This is a genomic window from Streptomyces sp. NPDC012935 (assembly GCF_042900345.1).
GTDB lineage: Bacteria > Actinomycetota > Actinomycetes > Streptomycetales > Streptomycetaceae > Streptomyces.
On record NZ_JBIBBC010000001.1, the window covers coordinates 166,177 to 184,315 of the forward strand.

The 18,139-nt window shown below is 72.6% G+C and carries 3 protein-coding genes; all 3 read right to left on the minus strand.

Annotation, left to right across the window (positions count from 1 at the left end):
• Positions 1 to 16: 16 nt before the first annotated feature.
• Positions 17 to 17,200, minus strand: coding sequence for a hypothetical protein (locus ACFY5C_RS00755; RefSeq protein WP_389438978.1), 17,184 nt, complete (start codon positions 17,198 to 17,200; stop codon positions 17 to 19).
• An 84-nt stretch (positions 17,201 to 17,284) separates the two neighbouring features.
• Positions 17,285 to 17,662: a hypothetical protein gene (locus ACFY5C_RS00760; RefSeq protein ID WP_362385821.1), complete on the minus strand. Its 378-nt coding sequence runs from the start codon at positions 17,660 to 17,662 to the stop codon at positions 17,285 to 17,287.
• Positions 17,663 to 17,664: 2 nt separating this feature from the next.
• Positions 17,665 to 18,123, minus strand: coding sequence for a YbaB/EbfC family nucleoid-associated protein (locus tag ACFY5C_RS00765; RefSeq protein ID WP_389438980.1), 459 nt, complete (start codon positions 18,121 to 18,123; stop codon positions 17,665 to 17,667).
• Positions 18,124 to 18,139 lie beyond the last annotated feature (16 nt).

The window sequence follows — 18,139 nt, forward strand, 5'->3', positions numbered from 1 at the left end:
CCGCCGCAGGGTGGGCTCAGGTCGGGAGGGGCTGCTGGATGCTGTCGCCGCGGTTGCTGATCGCGATGTGAGTGCCGATGCGCCGGAAATCGTTGATCACGCCGAACATGCTCTTGTCCGACGGCAGGAGGGCCGGGAGAGCGGGGTCCTGTGCCAGCTGGGCCCGGAGCATCTCCTTGTAGGCGTTGTAGACCCTCGCCGTGTAGCCGGGCTCGGTCGCCGCGTTCATCCGGTGGTCGTTGGTGACCGCGATCGAGGCGAGGTCCATGAGGTAGCAGTCGAACAGGTCCGTGACGTCCTTGGACTTCGCGTTCTCGTCCCCGTTCGCCGCGTCCCGCGCCAGTACCTGGCCCATCTCCATGACGATCGCGCGGTAGATCCGGTGCCTGGTACTGCTGGGGAAGGCGGCCATGATGTGGTCGGCCTGCCCGGCGCCCTCCGTGCTCATCGTGCGGGGAGTCTTCAGATCGGACAGTCCGGGCACCGCCAGCGGCACTCCCTGGAACATCACCTCTTCGTCGGGGATGCCTGTGTTCTGGGAGGCCAGCGGGTGCAGACCGATCTCGTGGGAGAGCATGCCCATCACGTAGCCGATGTCGTACTTCTCGAAGTAGTAGCTGGCGAGTTCGATGTCGACGCCGTCCGCGCCCCGGTCGCGCACATTGGCCGGCGTCTCCGTGGTCCGCACCAGCAGGGTGATGCGGCACGGACGATCGTCGATGTAGCTCCGGATGGTCGCGTGCTTGCGGAGCAGCTCGATGATGCGGACGGCCTTGTCGCGGTACCTGTCGTCCGTGAGCTTCAGGTTGGTGAACTCGAAGTTCCCCGACTTGAAGGGGACGAGGGTCGGCTCGGCGGGGGTGGCCGTCGTGTTCGCGTCCGCCGGCATGTGGGGCGGGACCTCCGGGGCCGTGGGGCCGGTGTGATCGGCCGTTCGGGGCAGGGAGACCGGATCGACCCAGACAGACGCGCGCGGGAGCGGTGTGGTGACCGCGCGGGCGTCGTCCCAGGTCTGCTCGGCGTTCTGCTGAGGCTGCGGGATCACGTTCCCGATGAGCGCGCCGAGCAGGGCGAGGTGACGGCCACGGAGGCCGGACGCGGCGAGGGAGGAGTCCTCGGGGCTTGCGTTCAGGTCGCCCAGCAGGCTGCCCGGGATGTGCGGGCGGTGCGGGGAATCGGCATCCCGGTACTCGTCCCGCAGGCCGAGCTGATGGGTCAGTTCGTGGACGAACTGGACCGGGTCGGCGTCCGCCCACCACGTGTTCTGGTCCATCGCCCGGTCCCGGTCCACCAGGTCCACCGTCAAGTGCGGGGCATCCGCAGGGTCTACGTACTCCACGGTCACGTGCAGGCGGTCCCCGTTCGGCAGGCCGTACGCGGGGTCATTGAGGAACTCACCTACCCCGGCGTCGAGTTGGTCACGTACGTGGGCGATCTGCCTGTCCGTACCGCGCAGGGCGACGCGGACGGTGAGGTCGGTGACCGGCTCCCCCTGGTACGAGAACCGGCGGGCGTCGAAGCCCGACCGCACCACGAAACGGGGGCGGGTGTCGTGCGGGGACGGGGTGGGAGGCGAGGTCTTCTGCGCGGGCGTCTCGCGCGGCTGCGGGAGCCGCGGCTGGGCCTCGTCCGTCGCGATGGGCTGCTGGATGCTGTCGCCGCGGTTGTTGGTCGCGAGGCTGGTGGCGAGCTGGGCGAAGTCCCGTACGACGCCGAACAGTCCCTTGTCGGTGGGAAGGAGGGGGCGAGCGGGGCTGTCCTCGGCCATGTGCTCGGCGAGCAGGGCCTTGTACGCGTTGTAGACCTTGGCGGTGTTGCCTGGTTCCTTGGCCGCGTTCATCCGGTAGTCGCTGGTGATGGCGATCGAGGCGACGTCCATCAGATAGCAGTCGATCAGGTCCGTGACGTCCTTGGCCTTGGCGCCCTCCACGCCGTCCCGCGCGGCGTCGGCCAGCATGTCGGCCATCTTCAGGACGATGTCGCGGTAGATCCGGTGCCGGGTGCTGCTGGGGAAGGCGGCCATGATGTGGTCGGCCTGACCCGCGCTGTCGGTGTTCATGGTGCGCGGCGTCTTCAGATCGGCCAGCCCCGGCACCGGCAGCGGGATGCCCCGGAACATCGCCTCCTCGTCGGGGATGTCCCGGTTGCGGGAGGCGAGAGGGTGGAGACCGATCTCGTGGGCCAGCATGCCCATGATGTGGCCGATGCCGTACTTCTCGAAGTAGTAGCTGGCCAGGTTGATCTGGACACCCTCGTCCCCCAGGTCGCGTACGTCGGCCGGCGTCTCCGTGGTACGCAGATGCAGGGTGATGCGGCAGGGGCGGGAGCCGATGTAGTCCCGGATCGTCGGGTGGTCCCTGAGCAGTTCGATGATCCGGACGGCCTTGTCGCGGTATCTCTCCTCGGTGTGCTTCAGGTTCGTGAACTCGAAGCCGCCCGACTTGAACGGTGTGAGCGTCGCCGCCGGCGGCATGTGGGCCGCGACTTCGGTGCCTGCCGTGCCGTTGGCCGGTCGGGGCAGGGAGACCGGGTCGACCCAGACGGATTCGCGGGTGATCGGTGCGGTGGCCGTGCGCGCCGCTTCCCAGGTCTGTACGGCGTTCTGCTGAGGCTGCGGGGTCACGTTCCCGATGAGCGCGCCGAGCAGGGCGAGGTGACGGCCACGGAGGCCGGACGCGGCGAGGGAGGAGTCCTCGGGGCTTGCGTTCAGGTCGCCCAGCAGGCTGCCCGGGATGTGTGGGCGGTGCGGGGAATCGGCATCCCGGTACTCGTCCCGCAGGCCGAGCTGGTGGGTGAGTTCGTGGACCATGTGCACCGGGTCGGCGTCCGCCCACCACGTGTTCTGGTCCATCGCCCGGTCCCGGTCCGCAAGATCCACCGTCAGGTGCGGGGCATCGGACGGATCGACGTGCTCGACCGTCACATGCAGGCGGTCGCCGTTCGGCAACCGGTACGCGGGGTGGTTCAGGAAGTCGCGTACCCCTGCGTCGAGTTGATCGCGAACGTGGGCGATCCGGCCCTCCGGGCCCCGGATCGCCAGCCGTACCGTGAGGTCCGTGACCCGCTCCCCCTGGTACGAGAACCGGCGGGCGTCGAAGCCCGACCGCACCACGAAACGGGGGCGGGTGTCCCGCGGGCCCCTCGGAGTGGGGATGGTCGCCCTCGGTGGTTCGGCGGCGGGGTTCTGCAGCAGCCGCGGGCTCACCGCTTCATGGCTCGGCGCGGCGTCGTCCGGCGCGGCATCCGTGTCCATCGCGGCATCCGTGTCCGTTGCCTCGCCGCCGGATTCGTACTCGGAGGAGGACGCGTCGGGATTCTGCGGGTTCCCGGTACCGGTCCTGTCGCCGTTGAGCACGCCGTTGTCGTCGAGAGTTCCGCCGACACCGTCCGCGTTGTCCCGGATGTGGTTCCACAGCTCCGCCCGCTGCTGCATCCACTGCGGCATGCGCCAGCCGGGGAAGAACGTGCCGTGGGTCCCGGACGCCCGCACCCGGTACCCGAGGGGGCGCCCGATGTACTCATTGACCGCCTGGTAGGCGAGGTCGCAGGAGGCGCAGGCCATCTTGAAGCCGCCCAGGTCGAGCGTCTGCGGGTCGTGCGGGTCACCGGGGTTGTTCTGCCAGTGCTCGACCCAGTGCCCGAGCAGGGTCATCTCGCCGTGTTCGGAGCCGTACGACCCGAAGGCCGGGGTCGCGTCACGGCCGCTGACGTTGAGGACGGTCGGGTTGGACAACGCCCTCTTGACGAGGTCGAGTTCGGGCGACCCCGGGTGGTAGAGCCGGTACCAGCCGGTGGCCAGGGCCCGTAGCTTCGTGCGGTCCCGCATCTCCCGTGCCATCGCGGGCCGCCTGCGGGCCAGCCACCGTTCGTCGCGCCGCCACTGCTGCTGGTCCGCCGTAAGGCGCCGGCGGTCCTGCCGGAGGGACTCGTCCTCGTTCGGGAGGTTGTCCCACTGCTGCTGCAGCTCGTCGTTCCAGGCACCCGACTCGTACTGTTCGTCCAGCCTCGTCCGGAGCTCCGCCAACTCCTCGCCCCGCTGGTCGAGTTCCCGCTGTCGCCGGTCCAGCCGTGCCCTGCTCTGCCGGTGCTGTTCCTCGTCGCGGTTCCACTGCTCCAGCTTTCGCTGCCGCGGGGTTCCCGCCGCCTCCTGACCGGTGACGAACCAGCGCAGTTCCTGCTCCACCAGGGCGGCCTCGTCGCTGGTCATCGCCTTCGCGCCGGTGTTGCCCGCGATGCCGAGGGAGCCGTCCGGCAGCAGGGCGACGGCGATGTGCGGGGTGACCTGGGCGTCCGCCTCCCGGTTCTCCTTGCGGAGCGCCTCCTTCACCAGGCGGGCCACCCGGTCCAGCATCCGCAGTGTCACCTCGCGGTCCCGTGCCGAGGTGCCGGTGGGGCGTGTCTGGGTGAACGGGCCGCCGATGCCGAGGCCGAGGGCCTCACGCAGGTCGTCGTAGTCCTCCGTCCGGAGCCGGCCGTCCTGCTCCGCCTGGTCCAGGGCCTCGGGTACGCCGATGCCCGTGAGCTCGGTGAAGGCGCTGTCGAACGCCACGTCCGGGAATCCGCCGAGCGCGGTGTTGCGCTGTCGCACCACGTCCAGCAGGGCGTCGACCGGAGGTTCGGGCTCGGCGAGGAGGTCGGCGAACCGATTCGCGAACTCGGACTCCGGGCCGGTGAGTACGGCCGCCTCCTCGGGCGCGGAGTCGTCGCCGGAGTCGAGATCCATCTCGGTGTCCGAGTCCGCGCCCGTCTGCCCTGTGGCGCCCGGGTCCCCCAGGTCCATCGTGGGGCGGTTTCCGGACAGGGTGCTCAGGTCGAGCGCCTCCTCCTCGGTGGTGAGGCCCGGCAGGGGCGGGAGAGGCGGGAGGCCGGGAAGGTCGCTGCCCGTGGGGGACGGGGGCAGCGGGACTGCGGCCGGGTCCTGCTGGTCCTGCCGCGGCTCGGGTGCCGGGGTGCGCACGAGCAGGGGGACGAAGTCGCCGCCGCGGCGGCGGAGTCTCAGGTGGGGGCCCGCTTCGCCGGACGGTCCGGCGTAGGTGTGGGCGGTGCCGTTCTCCTCGATGAGGGTGACGGTGGCGCCGGTCGCGGCGGCGGCCCACTCGGCGACCGCGCGGTCGGCCTCGGGGCCCCAGGGGGCGTCGGCGAGGTGGCGGCGCAGGTGGCCGTCGCGGGCGTCCTGGCTCGGTGCGGGGGCCCCGGGCAGCCGGCGGAGCGGCGGAGGCGTGAAGAGGGAGTCGCGCTCGGCCGGGGCGCCGGGGAGACCGTTCAGCCGCATGAGCCGGTTGGGCGGCGCTCCGGCGCGGCTGCGCAGCCGGGTCGCCACGTGGGGGTCCAGGCCCGGCTGGTCGGCGGCGTGGTGCAGGGCCGTGGAGAGCGCGGCGAAGAAGCCGTTGCCGCGGCCGGTGGGGGTGCCCTGGGTGTAGGTGGCGCCGTCGGGTGCGGTGAGGACTCCGTCGCGGTCGAGGCGGTAGCGCGGGCCGCTGCTGTCGGCGGGCGGCATCCAGGGCGGGGTGGCGTGGCTGCGGTGCGCGGGCGGCTTCGCGGACTGCTGCTGCGAGGTGGGTCCGTTCGTCGTCCCGGCGGTTGTGGTGGTGGCGGTCGGGGCCGGCAGCGGCGTGGCGACGGGGGGTTGGGTGCCCGGAGGGAGGGCGGCGTGGAAGAAGCCGTCGGCTGCGAAGAGGACTGGATCGGTGGCCGGGTCGACGGCGGCCGGATCGGTGCCGTGCGGGAGGAAGAGCTGGTCGCGGCCCTCACCGGTCACCACGGTGAGCGGGGTGCCCAGGACCCGGGCGGCAAGGGCGGGCAGCAGGTCGGCGCCGCCGTGGTCACCGGCGCGGCGCTCGGGCGGGGCGGGTTCGCCGTCGGGTTGCCCGGTGCCGTCCTGCCGGGGCTCGCTCGTGAACGGGCGGAGCATTGCCGCGGTGGCCAGCGCCACCCGCTGGGCGGGGGTCGGCCACAGGGTCTGCGGGAGCCGGCCGAACGCGTCGAACTCGGCCTGCTGGGCGGGGGTCAACTGCACGCCCGCGAAACTGAGTTCGTCCTGGGTGAAGGTGTCCGCGGCGTCCAGGGCGAGCCCGTCGAGCAGGTCCGCGTTGCTGTCCTCGCCCAGTGCCCAGGCGAGGCGGTTGCGGGCGGCGCGGACGGCCCGCTCGGTGACCGCCGGGTCGCCGGCGGCGGCGGTGAACCGGCCGGCCAGGTCGGTGCCGAGGAGATGGGGCAACCGGCCACGGTCGTGGGCGGCGGCGAGCAGGGCGTGGAAGAACGAGGCGCCGTCGTGCGGCATGTCGTGCACCTCGCGCACGGTGGTGCCGTCCGGCGAGGTGAGGGTGCGCGGGGTGGAGTCGGTGCCGTCGGTGATCGTGTACGGCTCGGGCGCCTCGGAGCGCCAGTCCGGCGCGGTGTACTCCTGCTGTCGGTCCGGCACGGGAACCGAGGCCGAACCCTGGTGGTGGGCGGTGAGGCGGGAGGCTGCGAGGTGCAGCCGGTGGTGGTCCGCGGCGGCGGCGTCGGTGCGCTGTTCCCAGCGGCGTACCTCCTCGCGGGCGGCCTGCCAGGCGGCCACGGCCGGGGACTGGGCCATGGCCTGCGGCAGGACCGTCGGCCGGTCGGGGTGGTCGTCGCCGAGCGCGGCCTGTTCCTGCGCGCTCAGGTCGAGCCACGTCTCGCGGGCCCGCGCACGGGCGTCGTAGTAGCCCTTCTCGGCCGCGGCGAGGTCGCCCGCGGCGCCCGCAAGGTCGTCCCAGGCGCTGCTGACCTCGTCGGGGAACGTGGTGTCGTCCAGGAGGCCGTAGTCGCGGGCGATGTCCTCGCGCAGCCAGACCAGGGCGGTGGTCTCCGCCTCGGCGGCGCGGGGCCCGCGCTCGGCCTTGCCGAGGGCGTGCAGGGGGCGGCTGTCGGTGATGCGGTGGTCCACCTCGGCCACCGACAGCCAGCTCACCGGCAGCGCGAAGAGCATGCTGCGGTCGGTGACGACCTTGAGGTGGGTGCCGAGGGTGGTGTCCACGGTGCCCTTGAGGGCAGTGCCGTCGTTCGCGCCGCCGATCGGGATCGCGGCGCCCGGGTTGGTGACGCCCGCGTTGCTGTTGCCGGCCAGCGGCGATGTGCCGACCACGCCCTCGAAGTTGTCGGTGATGCCGGCTTCCAGCGCGTCGGAGGTCTTCGCGCGCTGCATGGCCTCCATGCGCGGCTTGTTCTCCACGGTGAGCAGCCGGGCTCCGCGGCGGTGCATCTTCGCGTAGAGGCGGGAGTCGGCGGTGTGGGACTGGCCGAAGAGGCGGGCGGAGGCCTGGGTGGGCAGCGACGACCCGTGCGCGCCGAGCGCCTCGCGGAAGCCGGCGGTCAGGCCGACCTGTGTGGTGGCCTCCTGCTGGGCCTGGGCGGGGGCGGTGCCGAGGCCGGTGAGCGGGGTGAGGCGGGCCATGCGGACGCGTTCGCTGAGAGTTTTGCCGGTGTGCCGTTTGCCGAGGTCGCTGTCGCCGAGGCCGTCGGCGCGGGCCGTGGCCAGGGTCAGGGCGTCCTGCACGTTGGCCGCGCCGCGGAGGTCCACGGCGAGGATGCCGGAGCCGATCCGGTCGTCGAAGGGCAGGACATCCGAGTCGTCGGCGGTGCCGCTGCGCCAGGCCGCGATGCCGTCCGGACGGGCCTGATCGGCCGTCAGCATCCGTACCGCGCGCTCGGGTTCCGGCACGTTCTGTTCGGTGAGTGCGCCGTCGGCGCCGTCGCCGTCGGGGGTGAGCAGGCCTGCGGGGAGGATCTCGTTGAGGCTGCCGACCGGGGCGACGGCGCGAGGGGGGAGCGGTTCGCCGGTCGCGTCCGTCATGGTGACCGTCAGGGTGTAGCTGGTGACGATCTCGGCGTGCGCCTGCGTGGTGGCGATGTTCGGCATGGAGGTGCTGCCGGCGGTCTCGGTGCGGGTGCTCGACCGCTGCTTGGCCGCGGTGCCCTGGAGCGAGGGGTTGGCGAGGAGGGCGCCGCTGTCCACCGCGCGCTGGCCGACGCCGAGCGTCACGTCGGCGCCGCGGTCCTGGGAGGAGCTGTCGGCGTCGTCGCGGGCGGTGGTGCGGTAGTCCTCCAACTCGAAGCCGGTGCGCAGCCGCTCCACGGTGGTGGTGACCGGTGTCAGCTTGAACCGGACCTGTCCGGGACTGCCGCCGACGGGCAGCCGGAGCGGGCTGGACCAGGCGCGGTAGCGGACGGGCAGGGTCATCCCGTCGGTCGTCAGCTCGTGCAGGTTGGCGCGCAGGAAGTCCGGGGAGAGCCGCTGGAGGACCTGCTCGCGGTCGTGCGAGGGCACTCCGATCTTCTCCAGCCGCCCCATCAGCTGCTGCGCCGCGTGGCTCGCGTCGAGCTGGCCGCTGGGGTGGGTGGGGAAACGGCGGCCGCTCAGGAAGCCGGGCAGCCGGTAGCCGCCACCGAGGTTGCGCGGGGTGCTGGTGCCCAGGCCGTCGGGGGCGAGTCCGGCCTCGATGGCGTCCTGCATCGGCAGGTGGAACATCACCGCGTCGCGGACGCGCTGGAGCGCGGCGGCGGCCCTGCGCGGGGCCAGACCGCGCCCGAGGCGCCCGGAGAGGCGTCCGGCGGCGGAGCTGATCCGGTCCCCGGCGCGGGTGCCGATCGCGCCCATCGCGGCCGTCCACCGGTCCCGTACGGCGACGGTCTCGGCGGCGTCGGCGACCACGAGGTACATGCGCCCGGCGAAGGTGAGGGTGGTGTTGCGGCCCCGGGTGAGGGTCTGCGAGACGCTGCGGCCCTTGCCCCAGGCGTACTGGAGGGCCGTCGAGTAGGAGCCGACCACCGCCGGCCCGCCCGGGGCCTGCTGAAGCGGCATGTCGGCGCCCTGGACGCCGAGGGTCGTGCGCGAGGTGGTGCCGGCGCTGCCGGCGACGCGGTGCTCGTTGCCGATGGTGGCCTCGAGGCTGGCGGGCTTCGGATCGCTCTTGACGCGCAGGTTGTGCAGTTCGCCGCGGACCGCGGCCTTCAGGTAGTGGGTCTGGAACGGTCCGGCGCCGTTGAGCCCGGTGATGCGGGAGCCGAACGGGCCCAGGTACTGGCCGAGTTGGCCGGCCACGTTGAGGTTCGCCATCGCCCGGCGCAGCGCCGTGCGCACCGGGGCGCCGGGTGCGCTGACGTGCCAGGAGGTGCCCGAGGCGCGGTCGGCGGTGTCCTGCATGAGCTGCTGGCGCTGCGGGCCGCCCTCGGCACTGAGCACCACGTGCGGGGCGCTCAGCAGCTTCCGGGTGAGCTGTCGTTCGGCCGATTCCGTCCTCGGCAGCGGGCGGGTGCCGTCGAGGAGCTGGTCAGCCTCGAGGGCGGAGAGCCGCTGCGGTGCGGGGGTGGCGGGCGCCGGTGCCGTGACCGGTCCGCCGGGCGGCGGGTCGGCGGGGGCGTGCCGTTCGGAGCCGTGCGCCACGGGGACGGCCAGCTCCACACGGCCCACGGTCTCGCTGCCCCGGTCGAACAGCGGGCGCTCCTCGACCTTGCTGACGAACACGCCGGCGCCGAGCAGGCCGACCGAGGCGAGCCGGGCCCAGCCGCGCGGGCGGCGGTGGCCTTCGAAGGAGGCGCCCAGTTCCACCTGGTAGCTGTAGAGGTCGGCGCCGTTCTGGAACGTCAGGTGGTCGTGGGTGACCGCGACCGTGTTCCGGGTGGACTTCTGGTCGGTCCTGGCGTAGCGGACGCCGACGGACACGCTGCCGGTCTGGCGGGGCACGCCGGCCTCGGGCACCTTGTCGTGGTCACGCGGCGAGATGCCCAGCTCCACGCCGCCGGAGAGTGTGGCGGCCGCCTGCTGCCCCTGGCCGGACACCTCGGTGCCGATCACCGCGTTGCGCAGCGACCGTTCGCTCATGGTGGTCTCGAACCGCCGGTCGCCGAGCCGGGCCCGCAGGATCAGGGTGTGGTGGCCGCGGCGCACCTTGCCGTCCTCGGTGAGGGTGACCGGCACCCCGGTGGTGGTCAGATCGTCCAGACTCTGCGCGAGGGTGGGCCGGTTGAGGGCCTCGCGGACCTGGCGGTCGTTGTGCAGCGCGGTCCGCATCCGCCCGTCGCCGTACCAGAACTTCGCCAGCCGCGGGTGCCGGAGCATCAGCGGCGGGACGAACAGCGACGGGTACGAGCGGTGCAGGGTGTCCAGGACGGTGTCCGCGAAGGCCCGCATGGGGTCTTGAGGGGCGGGGGCGGGGGCGGGCTGCCCGTTCAGGTTCTGCTGTTGGTTCGGTACGGCGTTCTGCGGGCGGTCGGGGCGGAAGCCCTCGGCGCGGACCTGGCCGCTCAGGTGCACCGGGTCCTCGCGGGTGAGGTACCACGGGACCGGCGGCTCGGCGTCGGGGTTCGGGCCCGTCTGTCCGGGCGTACGGCTGTCCCAGCCCGCGAGCCGGCGGGCGTCCTGCGTGGAGATCCAGTCCAGGCTGACCACCCGGACCGGGCGGGCCGCGGACGACGGCTCGCCGGCCTTGCGCACCATCAGGGTGCGCTCCACCCGGTACAGCGCAACCGGGTGGTTGCGGACGCGGCCGGTGGTCTTGCGGGCGGCGTCGGTGCCCAGGTAGTGGCCGCGCCCGGTGCTGAGGTCCGCGCGGACCAGCGGCCCGCCCTGAAGGCGTACGTCGGTCTCCGGGCCGGCGAGGGTGTGGTTGGGTCCGGCGGTGACCTGGACGCCGAAGCGGGTGTCGCGGGCGTGGCCGCGCTCGTTCTGGTACGTGGTCTGGGTGAGGTCGCGCAGCTCCGCCTTGACCGACTCCGTGACCAGGGTGGCCCGGTGCGGGATCGACCGCTCGACGATCAGGTGCCCGAGTGGGTGCTGTCCGCTCCCCCGGGTCAGCTCGGGTCCGCTGACCGGCCCGGAGAACCGCCCGAACAGCGCCAGCAGCCGCCCCGGTCGGACGTACGAGACCAGCGTGCGGTGTGCCGAACTGCCGGGCCGTGCACCTGAGATGGCGAGCGCCAAGTCCTCCGGGGGGTCCGTCAGATGCAGGCCGGTGGTGTCGGTGATCCGCGGCTCGACCCCGTCCGGGAAGGTGAGCGTCTCCGGCGCCCGCCGGGGCCCCGCGAAAGGCACGGTGAAGTCGTCCGGAAGCCGCCAGCTGAGCCCGTCCCGCATGGCGAACTGCGCGGTGTGCACCGGGCTGCGCTGCCAACTGGGGCTGGAGGGCGCCGGGTTGTCCGGTCCGGTGGTGTTCGGTGGCGCCTCGGTGACCCGGTCCACGCGCACCCGGTAGTGGACGTCGTCCAGGTGCAGGTGCGAGCCCTCGTGGGCGCGGTGCTCGGTCTGGTGGTACGCCTGGGTGCCCTGCGTGTAGTCGGTCCTGCGGGTCCAGCCGAGTGAGACGCCGATCTTCAGCAGCCAATTGAGCGGCGGGCCCATGCTCAGCGCGGCGGCGATCCGGCGCCCGTAGCCGACGCTGCGCCCGCCGCCCGTACCGGCCTGGCCGCGCCGCATGGTGTCCAGCCGTACGGTGCCGCCGTGCACGTCGGAGAAGCGTTCCCAGCGGTGGTACGGGACGGCCTCGACGGTCATCTCGTGGCCGACGCCGGACTTCTCCCGGCCCACGAGGCGTGCGCCGCGTGGGGCGGTGAAGGCGCCGGGCTGTTCGGTCAGCAGGCGGAGCAGTTCCGCCTCGTCGAACTGGTCGCGCAGCTTCTTCGGCAGCTGCCCGAGGATCTCCTGGGCCGCCTGCTCGGGCGAGCGCAGGGTGAGGACGCCGGGGCCGGTGAAGAGCCCCGTCGGGGTGCTCCGGGGGGTCGTCCCGTCCGTGGGGGACTTCGGGCTCCGGCCGTGCGGATCGCCATCGGGGCTGATCAGTACGGTGGGCAGCCGGCTGCCGTCCTCGAAGGTGACGGTGCGCGGGGCGGGGCCCGGCGGCCGGGTGTCCGGGCCGGTCAGCAGCCGGGCCGGGCGGTGCCGTTCGAGCTGGGTCTCCAGCGGTACCGGGTCGCCCCGGTCGGGGGTCTCGGGGTCGGGGCGGTCGAGGTCGGTGATCCCGCCCATGCTGCGCAGCCACTCGCTGAAGGGGTCGGAGCCGTCCGGCTCCTCGGTGGCCGGCTCCGGGGTGGTGGCGGGGTCCGGTACGGCGGTGAGCGGGGCGTCGGCCGGGACCAGGGCGTCGTAGTGGTCGCTGCCGTTGTAGGCCAGGTGCAGGGTGCCCCCCTGTCCGCCCGGGTGGAGGGTCGTGACGAGGGTGTTCGCCGGTGACTGCGGGTCGCTCTGGACGAGCCGCAGGTCGAGGTCGAGGGTGTGCGCCAGCGCCTGCGGGAGCAGGTCGGCGAAGGGAGAGGACCACAGCTCCGTGCGTTCGGCCGCCTCGGCGATCAGGCCCTCGGTGCCGAGTCGTCGCGCGTCGGCGGGAGTCGGAGCCACCTCGGCGAGGCCTGGGTAGCCGCTGTCGCGGAGGATGCGCCGCCACTGGCGGCCGTCGCCGTCGGTGACGACGGACTGCGCGAGCCGGTTCCATCGTTCGGTTATCCGGCGCCGCGCGTCCGGGTCCTGCACCCCGGCGACGGCGGTCATCCGCAGGTCGTCCACCACGGCGAGCACCGGGTCCGGCATCGCCTCAGCCGCCGCGGTGGCAAGTTCGGAGCCGGTGAACCGGCTGCGCAGCATGCCGCGCAGCCCGGCGACGTTGCGTGCCGCCCACGCGGGCGGTACGTCCTGGCTGCGCGCGCTGTCCAGCAGCGCCCGGAAGAGGCAGTTCCCGTCGCCCGGCGTGTCCAGCCGCCTGAACTGCGTGCCGTCCGCGTGCACGGTGTCCGCCGGGCCGGTCGTGGTGGCGCCCTTGCTGTACAGGGTCAGGTCTTCGGCGAGGCTCTCCGGTCGGCTCGGCGTGGGAGCCAGGTCGGGTCTGCGGCGGGCGAGTTCGGCCGTGTCCTCGGGACTGAGGGCCAGTTCGGACAGCGGCAGCGGGGTGTCGGAGAGCGACCAGGTGATCTGCGCGGAAGGGGCGTAGGCGAGTCCGCGCACGTCCTCCGGCGAGACCAGGGTGGTCGGCGGGAGCGCGGGCGGCGGCGGGGGCAGCAGCGCGTCGAGCGTGGTGTCGGGGCCGGCGGTGGAGCGCAGCTCGGCTGCGGCACGCAGGAAATCGGTGTACTGCTCGACGGTGGGGCCGCTCACCGGATCGACGGTGGCACCGGCCGTGGCAGCGGCCCAGTCGGAGACCATACGGCGCAGCAGATCCGGGGTCATGCGGCCGTCGCCGTAGCGGGCCGCGGTGTCCGGGCTCAGCCAGCGCAGGCCGTCCACATAGGCCAGACCGGTGAGCAACTCCCGGTTCTCCGGGCGCTGTTCGGCGTCCGTGCCGAGGGCGTCGCGCAACGTGCGGATCTGCTGGAGGGTACGGGCCCGGGCGAAGGCGTCGGCCGGTTCCGGGCCCGTGTGCAGGCCGGCGTCGCGCGCCAGCCCGTCCAGGTCGGCGCCGCTGGGCTCCGGGGTGAACAGCCGCCACCTGCCCGGCCCGTCCGGGCCCTCGGTGAGCACCGGGCGGACGTCGCCGTCCCGGTCCCGGGCCGTGCCCACCTCGGTGGTCGGCGCGTACACCGGCCGCCCGGTGCGGTTCGCCACGTGCTGGGCCACCGGCAGGCCCGCCACCTGCGGCTGCCGCCCGGTCTCGCAGGAGAACAGCACCAGCGGCCGGTCCTGATCGCCGTCCTGCGCCCAGGACTTGAGCACCTCGCCCAGCTGCACACCGCTGACCTTCACGGTGGGGCGCGCCGCGTCGTCGGTGCCGAGGGTGACGGTACGGGGGGTGCCGTGCCCGGCGAAGTAGTCGGCGCCCTGCTCGGTGCCCGAGCCGGGGAGGGGGGTCGGGGGGCCGGTGAACACGGTACGGGGCGGGGGCTGGACGGAGTCGGTCCCCGGGGTGGTGAGGGGGCCGGAGGTGGTGCGCACACCACGGAAGGTGTCCTGGCCTAGCAGAGTCCGGCGTGCCGTCCCGTGCGACGTTCCGTCCTCGGCGGGGCTCTGCGAGATGGTCAACGTCTGCACAGCACGCCCGGGTCGGGGTTTCACTGCCGCGTCCGGCACCCAGCGTCGGAGCTGTTCAACGGGGACCGTGTGGCCGTCCAGGGTGGTGACGAACGGCTCGCCCGTGGTGCGCGTGGGCCGGTTCCCGTCGCCGGTGTTGCCGCTGTCGTCCACCGGTCGTACGACGAGCCGTCCCGGCGGCGGGGGTGCTACGGGGGGTGTCGCCGGGGTGTTGTCCGGCGTGCTGAGCGGGGGTGGGAGCGGCGGAGTGCCATCGCCGCCCGGACCGGTGTCTTGTCCGCCGGTTCCGTTGCCGTGGCCCGACTCCAGGTGCAGATCGGTGGCCGGCTCGGTCCAGGGGCGGGACAGGGTGGTGAGTTTGGCCGCTGGGGGTTCGGTGGTGATGGTGGTGACGACCTTGGAGTCTGAGTCGACTCCGTTGCCGTGCAAGGGCGTTGTGGTCTCCGTGAGCACCTTCGCGGGCGGCGGCGCCGTGATGGTGCTCACCGGGTCGCTGTCGGTCGTCGCCGTGCTCAGGGTGGTGGGGCGGGATGCAGGTCCAAGGGCGTCGGCGAGGGGCAGCAGTACGTCCGCGCCGGGGAAGGCGGTCTCCGTGGTGACTGTTCTGGCGTCCGTGGCCTCCGTGATGCCGTCCTCCGGCATGGTGGGCGGCGGCGGGCCGGTCAACGGCCGTACGCGTACCGGAGCGCCCGGCCCTTCGCGGGTCAGCTCGACGGCGGCGCGAACCGGACGCGCGGCCCCCTCGGGTGTGACCGCCGGCCCGAGCACCACGGCCCGGTCCGTCCCGGCCCCGTCCAGCAACGCGGTGGCTTCCGGCGAACCCTCCCGCGGCGGGGGCACCTCGGAGGAGACCACGATCGTCAGCGGCGGTGCCGTAGTTACGCCGCTGATGTCGAGTGCGTCACGCGTGTCGGCGTACGAGCCGGTGGTGCCCACCTTCGGCGGAGCGGCGGTGAGGTCCGCCGCCAGGGTGGAGACGCTGCCGATGGAGTCCGAAGTGATGGCGACGTCAGGTGAGTTGACGGTGTCCGGAGAAGGAGTGGGCTCCCACGAGAAGGTGGTGTCCGGAGCAGAGTCGTTCTCCGTGGAGGAATGGGAGTCCGTGGAAGACGTGGCCTCCTGGGAGGACGTGTCCCCCACAGTGGAGGTGTCCCCCGCAGAGGAAATGTTTTGCGCAGGGGACGTGTTCTCCGGCGGCTGCGAGGTCTGCTGGGAGCCGTCTGTCGTCGTCTGCGAGGCGTCTACCTGGGCCGCACCGTCCGGGGTTCGGGTGGCGGTGGGGGCCGGGGGGCCTCCGCCGGTGTGGGCGCCGCCCGGCCGGCCGCCAGTGCCCGTGCCGGGCGCGTTTGCGCTGGTTGAGCCGTTGGAGGCGACGGGACCACCGCTCCCCTGCCCCGGCGCCGCACCCGTACGGTCGTCCTGCCCACCCACCTCCACGGAAGACGTGAGCGGGTCGTCCACCGTGACCGGCGTGCCGAAGCCGTCGAGGGCGCGGCGGACCTGGTCGGCATCGACCTGGGCAGCCGGGCCGTTCCCGGCGGGCACCACCCGGACCTCGGGCACCTGTGACAGGTTGCTGTGCAGGCTGTCGCGGACGCCGATCTCCGTGCTGCCGGGCGGCCCGGCGCCGCGCAGGGCGGCGATGTCGCGCAGCGCCTGCTCGCGGACCTCGGCGGGGCCGTTGTGGACCTGCTGCCACAGTGCGTTCTCGGCGGCGGTCACGGGCAGCGTGCCCGGGGAGTACGGCGGTGGGTCCACGGTCGTGTACGGCGGCAGGTTCTCCGCGGAGTAGGGCGGAGGAGACTGGCTGCCGGTGAAGTCGCCCTGCCCGGTGTTCTGTTGGGTGACAGGCTGGGGTGAGGTGGACGAGGAGCCGACGCCGCCCGGAGTGTTCACGGTCGAGGGGCCGTCGGTGCGGTCGGGGCCGTCACCGTGCTGGGAGCGGGAGGAGTCGGAGGAGTCGCGCGTGTCGGAGTCGCCGGTGTCCGCCGTGTCACCGGAGACGGTCGGCGGCTGGTTGCGCATCTTGTCGATGACGTGGCGCAGCTCGGCGCCGCTGTTCTGGGCGGTGTCGGTGAGCGTGGCCTCGACCTGGCTGCTCACGCCCGCGCCGACGAAGGTGGACCAACTGGTGGACCAGTCCCCCTCGAAGGCGCCCTTGATCAGGATCTCGGCGACCGACTCACCGGCGCCGGCGGCGAGGAAGTCGGCCGTCCCCTTGATTCCGTAGTGCCCGGCCAGCGCGCCCGGCCGGTCGGCGTTGTTGCGCAGGAGCTGGTTGTTGCGCCACAGGTCGGGGTTGTTCCGGAAGGAGAGCGGGTCGTTGCGGAACGTCACCGGCGGGTTGTCGGTGAGGTTGGGGCCGTTCCCGTTCGGGTTGGGGCTGGGGTCAGGGCTGTTGTTCGGGTCGGGGTCCGGCTTGGGGTTGGGACTGTTGTTCTTGAAGTCGAGGTCGGGGGTGTTGCGCAGGTTGGGGTTGGGGGTCGGTTTGAAGTCGAGGTCCGGCCCGTTCTTGAGGAAGTTGTTGTCGTAGCTCTTGACGATGTTCTTCGCGAAGTTGTCGAAGACGCTGGTGAAGAAGCCCGCAGCGGCGCCGAACGCGGCGGACTTGAGGATGTCGTTCCAGTCGAAGCCGTCGGGGCGGCGGCCGTCCGGGGCGAAGTTCATCATCGCCAGCCGCACCGCGAACGTGGTGAACGCCTCGGCGAACGCCTCGGTCAGCGAGGGCGCGATGTGCAGCCGCTGGAGCAGATGGGTGAGCGTGGTGAGGATCAGGAACCGGCTGCGCAGCTTGGCCATCATGATCTGGCTGGCCGAGGCGCCGCCGGTGAAGAAGGACATCGCCAGATAGATGGCGATCTCGATGAGCAGCCGGATGACCTCGGCGATGACCTGCCACTTGGACTCCATGATGTCCATGGAGGTCTTGCGCCGGCCCTCGGCGATCTTGTCCAGCTGTTCGGCGAAGTCGCGCAGGTAGTTCTTGCCGCCGTCGTCGATGAGCATGCCCATCGCCTTGGCGTACGACTTGGCCAGGTCGTCCGGCATGACCTCGGCGATGTCGTGGATCGACTTGTCGATCAGGGCGGACATCCGGTCCAGCTTGCGGCCCAGTCCTGAGTAGGGCTGTCGGCTGTCGTAAGCGAGGTCCTCGTCGGCGTCGATGAGCTTCTCCCCGGTGAGGATGAAGATCATCGCGTTGACCTCGGGCGATGCCTGGATGCTCATCGGGGGCCGTCCTGGGGACCGTACGGGCGGGACGGAGCGGCCGCTCCCGGCGTGATGCGGGAGCGGCCGGCGGTGCGGGGGTGGTCAGCGGCGGCCATGCCCGCCCGGGCCGCCGTCGCCGTTCAACCCGTTGGTCCTGATGCGGTTGTCGCCCCGCTCGATGTCCTCGAGGTTACGGTCGCGGGTGTCCTTCATCATCCGGACCTGGCTGACCGTGGCGTCGGTGATGCCGACCAGCGCGTCACGGATGGACATCATCGTTTCCTTGGTGGTCTGCCGCTCCTTCTGCTCCTGCGGCTTGGCCTTCTCGGCGAACTCGCCTTCCGTGCCGGGCCACCTGACCGTGGGCGCCAGCTCGTCGAGGAATTCCTCGGTGATGCTCGTGGCGAGGGTGCCGATCTCCTCCAGCTGCCTCGCCAGCGCCTCGATGCGGTGCGGGTCGACGTAGTACCGCTGCCCCATGGTCAGTCCTCCCCGTCCTCGCCGAGCGCGTCCCGCCAGGCGGGGGTGGCCGCCTGGCCGTCGCGCGCCGTGTCCTCGTCGTCCTCGCGCAGCACTTCGGGGCCGAAGATGCGCTCCCAGTCCAGCTCGAAGCCCTTCAGTTCCGGCACGTTGCTGCTGGGCTCGGCGAAGGGCGCCATCGCCTTCATCACGTGCCGGTTCATCTTCAGGCGGGCCGCGTTCGCCGCCTCCAGGACGCTGGCGGCCAGCTCCTGGGGGGACATGTCTCGGTACTTGTTCTCCAGGAACTCGATCCCGGACAGTTCGCCCTGCGGACCCACGGTGGCGCGGACGGCGCGGTCGGAGGAGAGCACCGCGAACGACGCCTGCCGCAGCTCGCGTTCGGTGCGCGCGACTGCTTCCTGGGCCGCCTGGAGTTCGGCCATCGCCTTTTCGAGGCGCTTCTCCAGCGGTTCAGTCACGGCTGCTCCTGCCCTT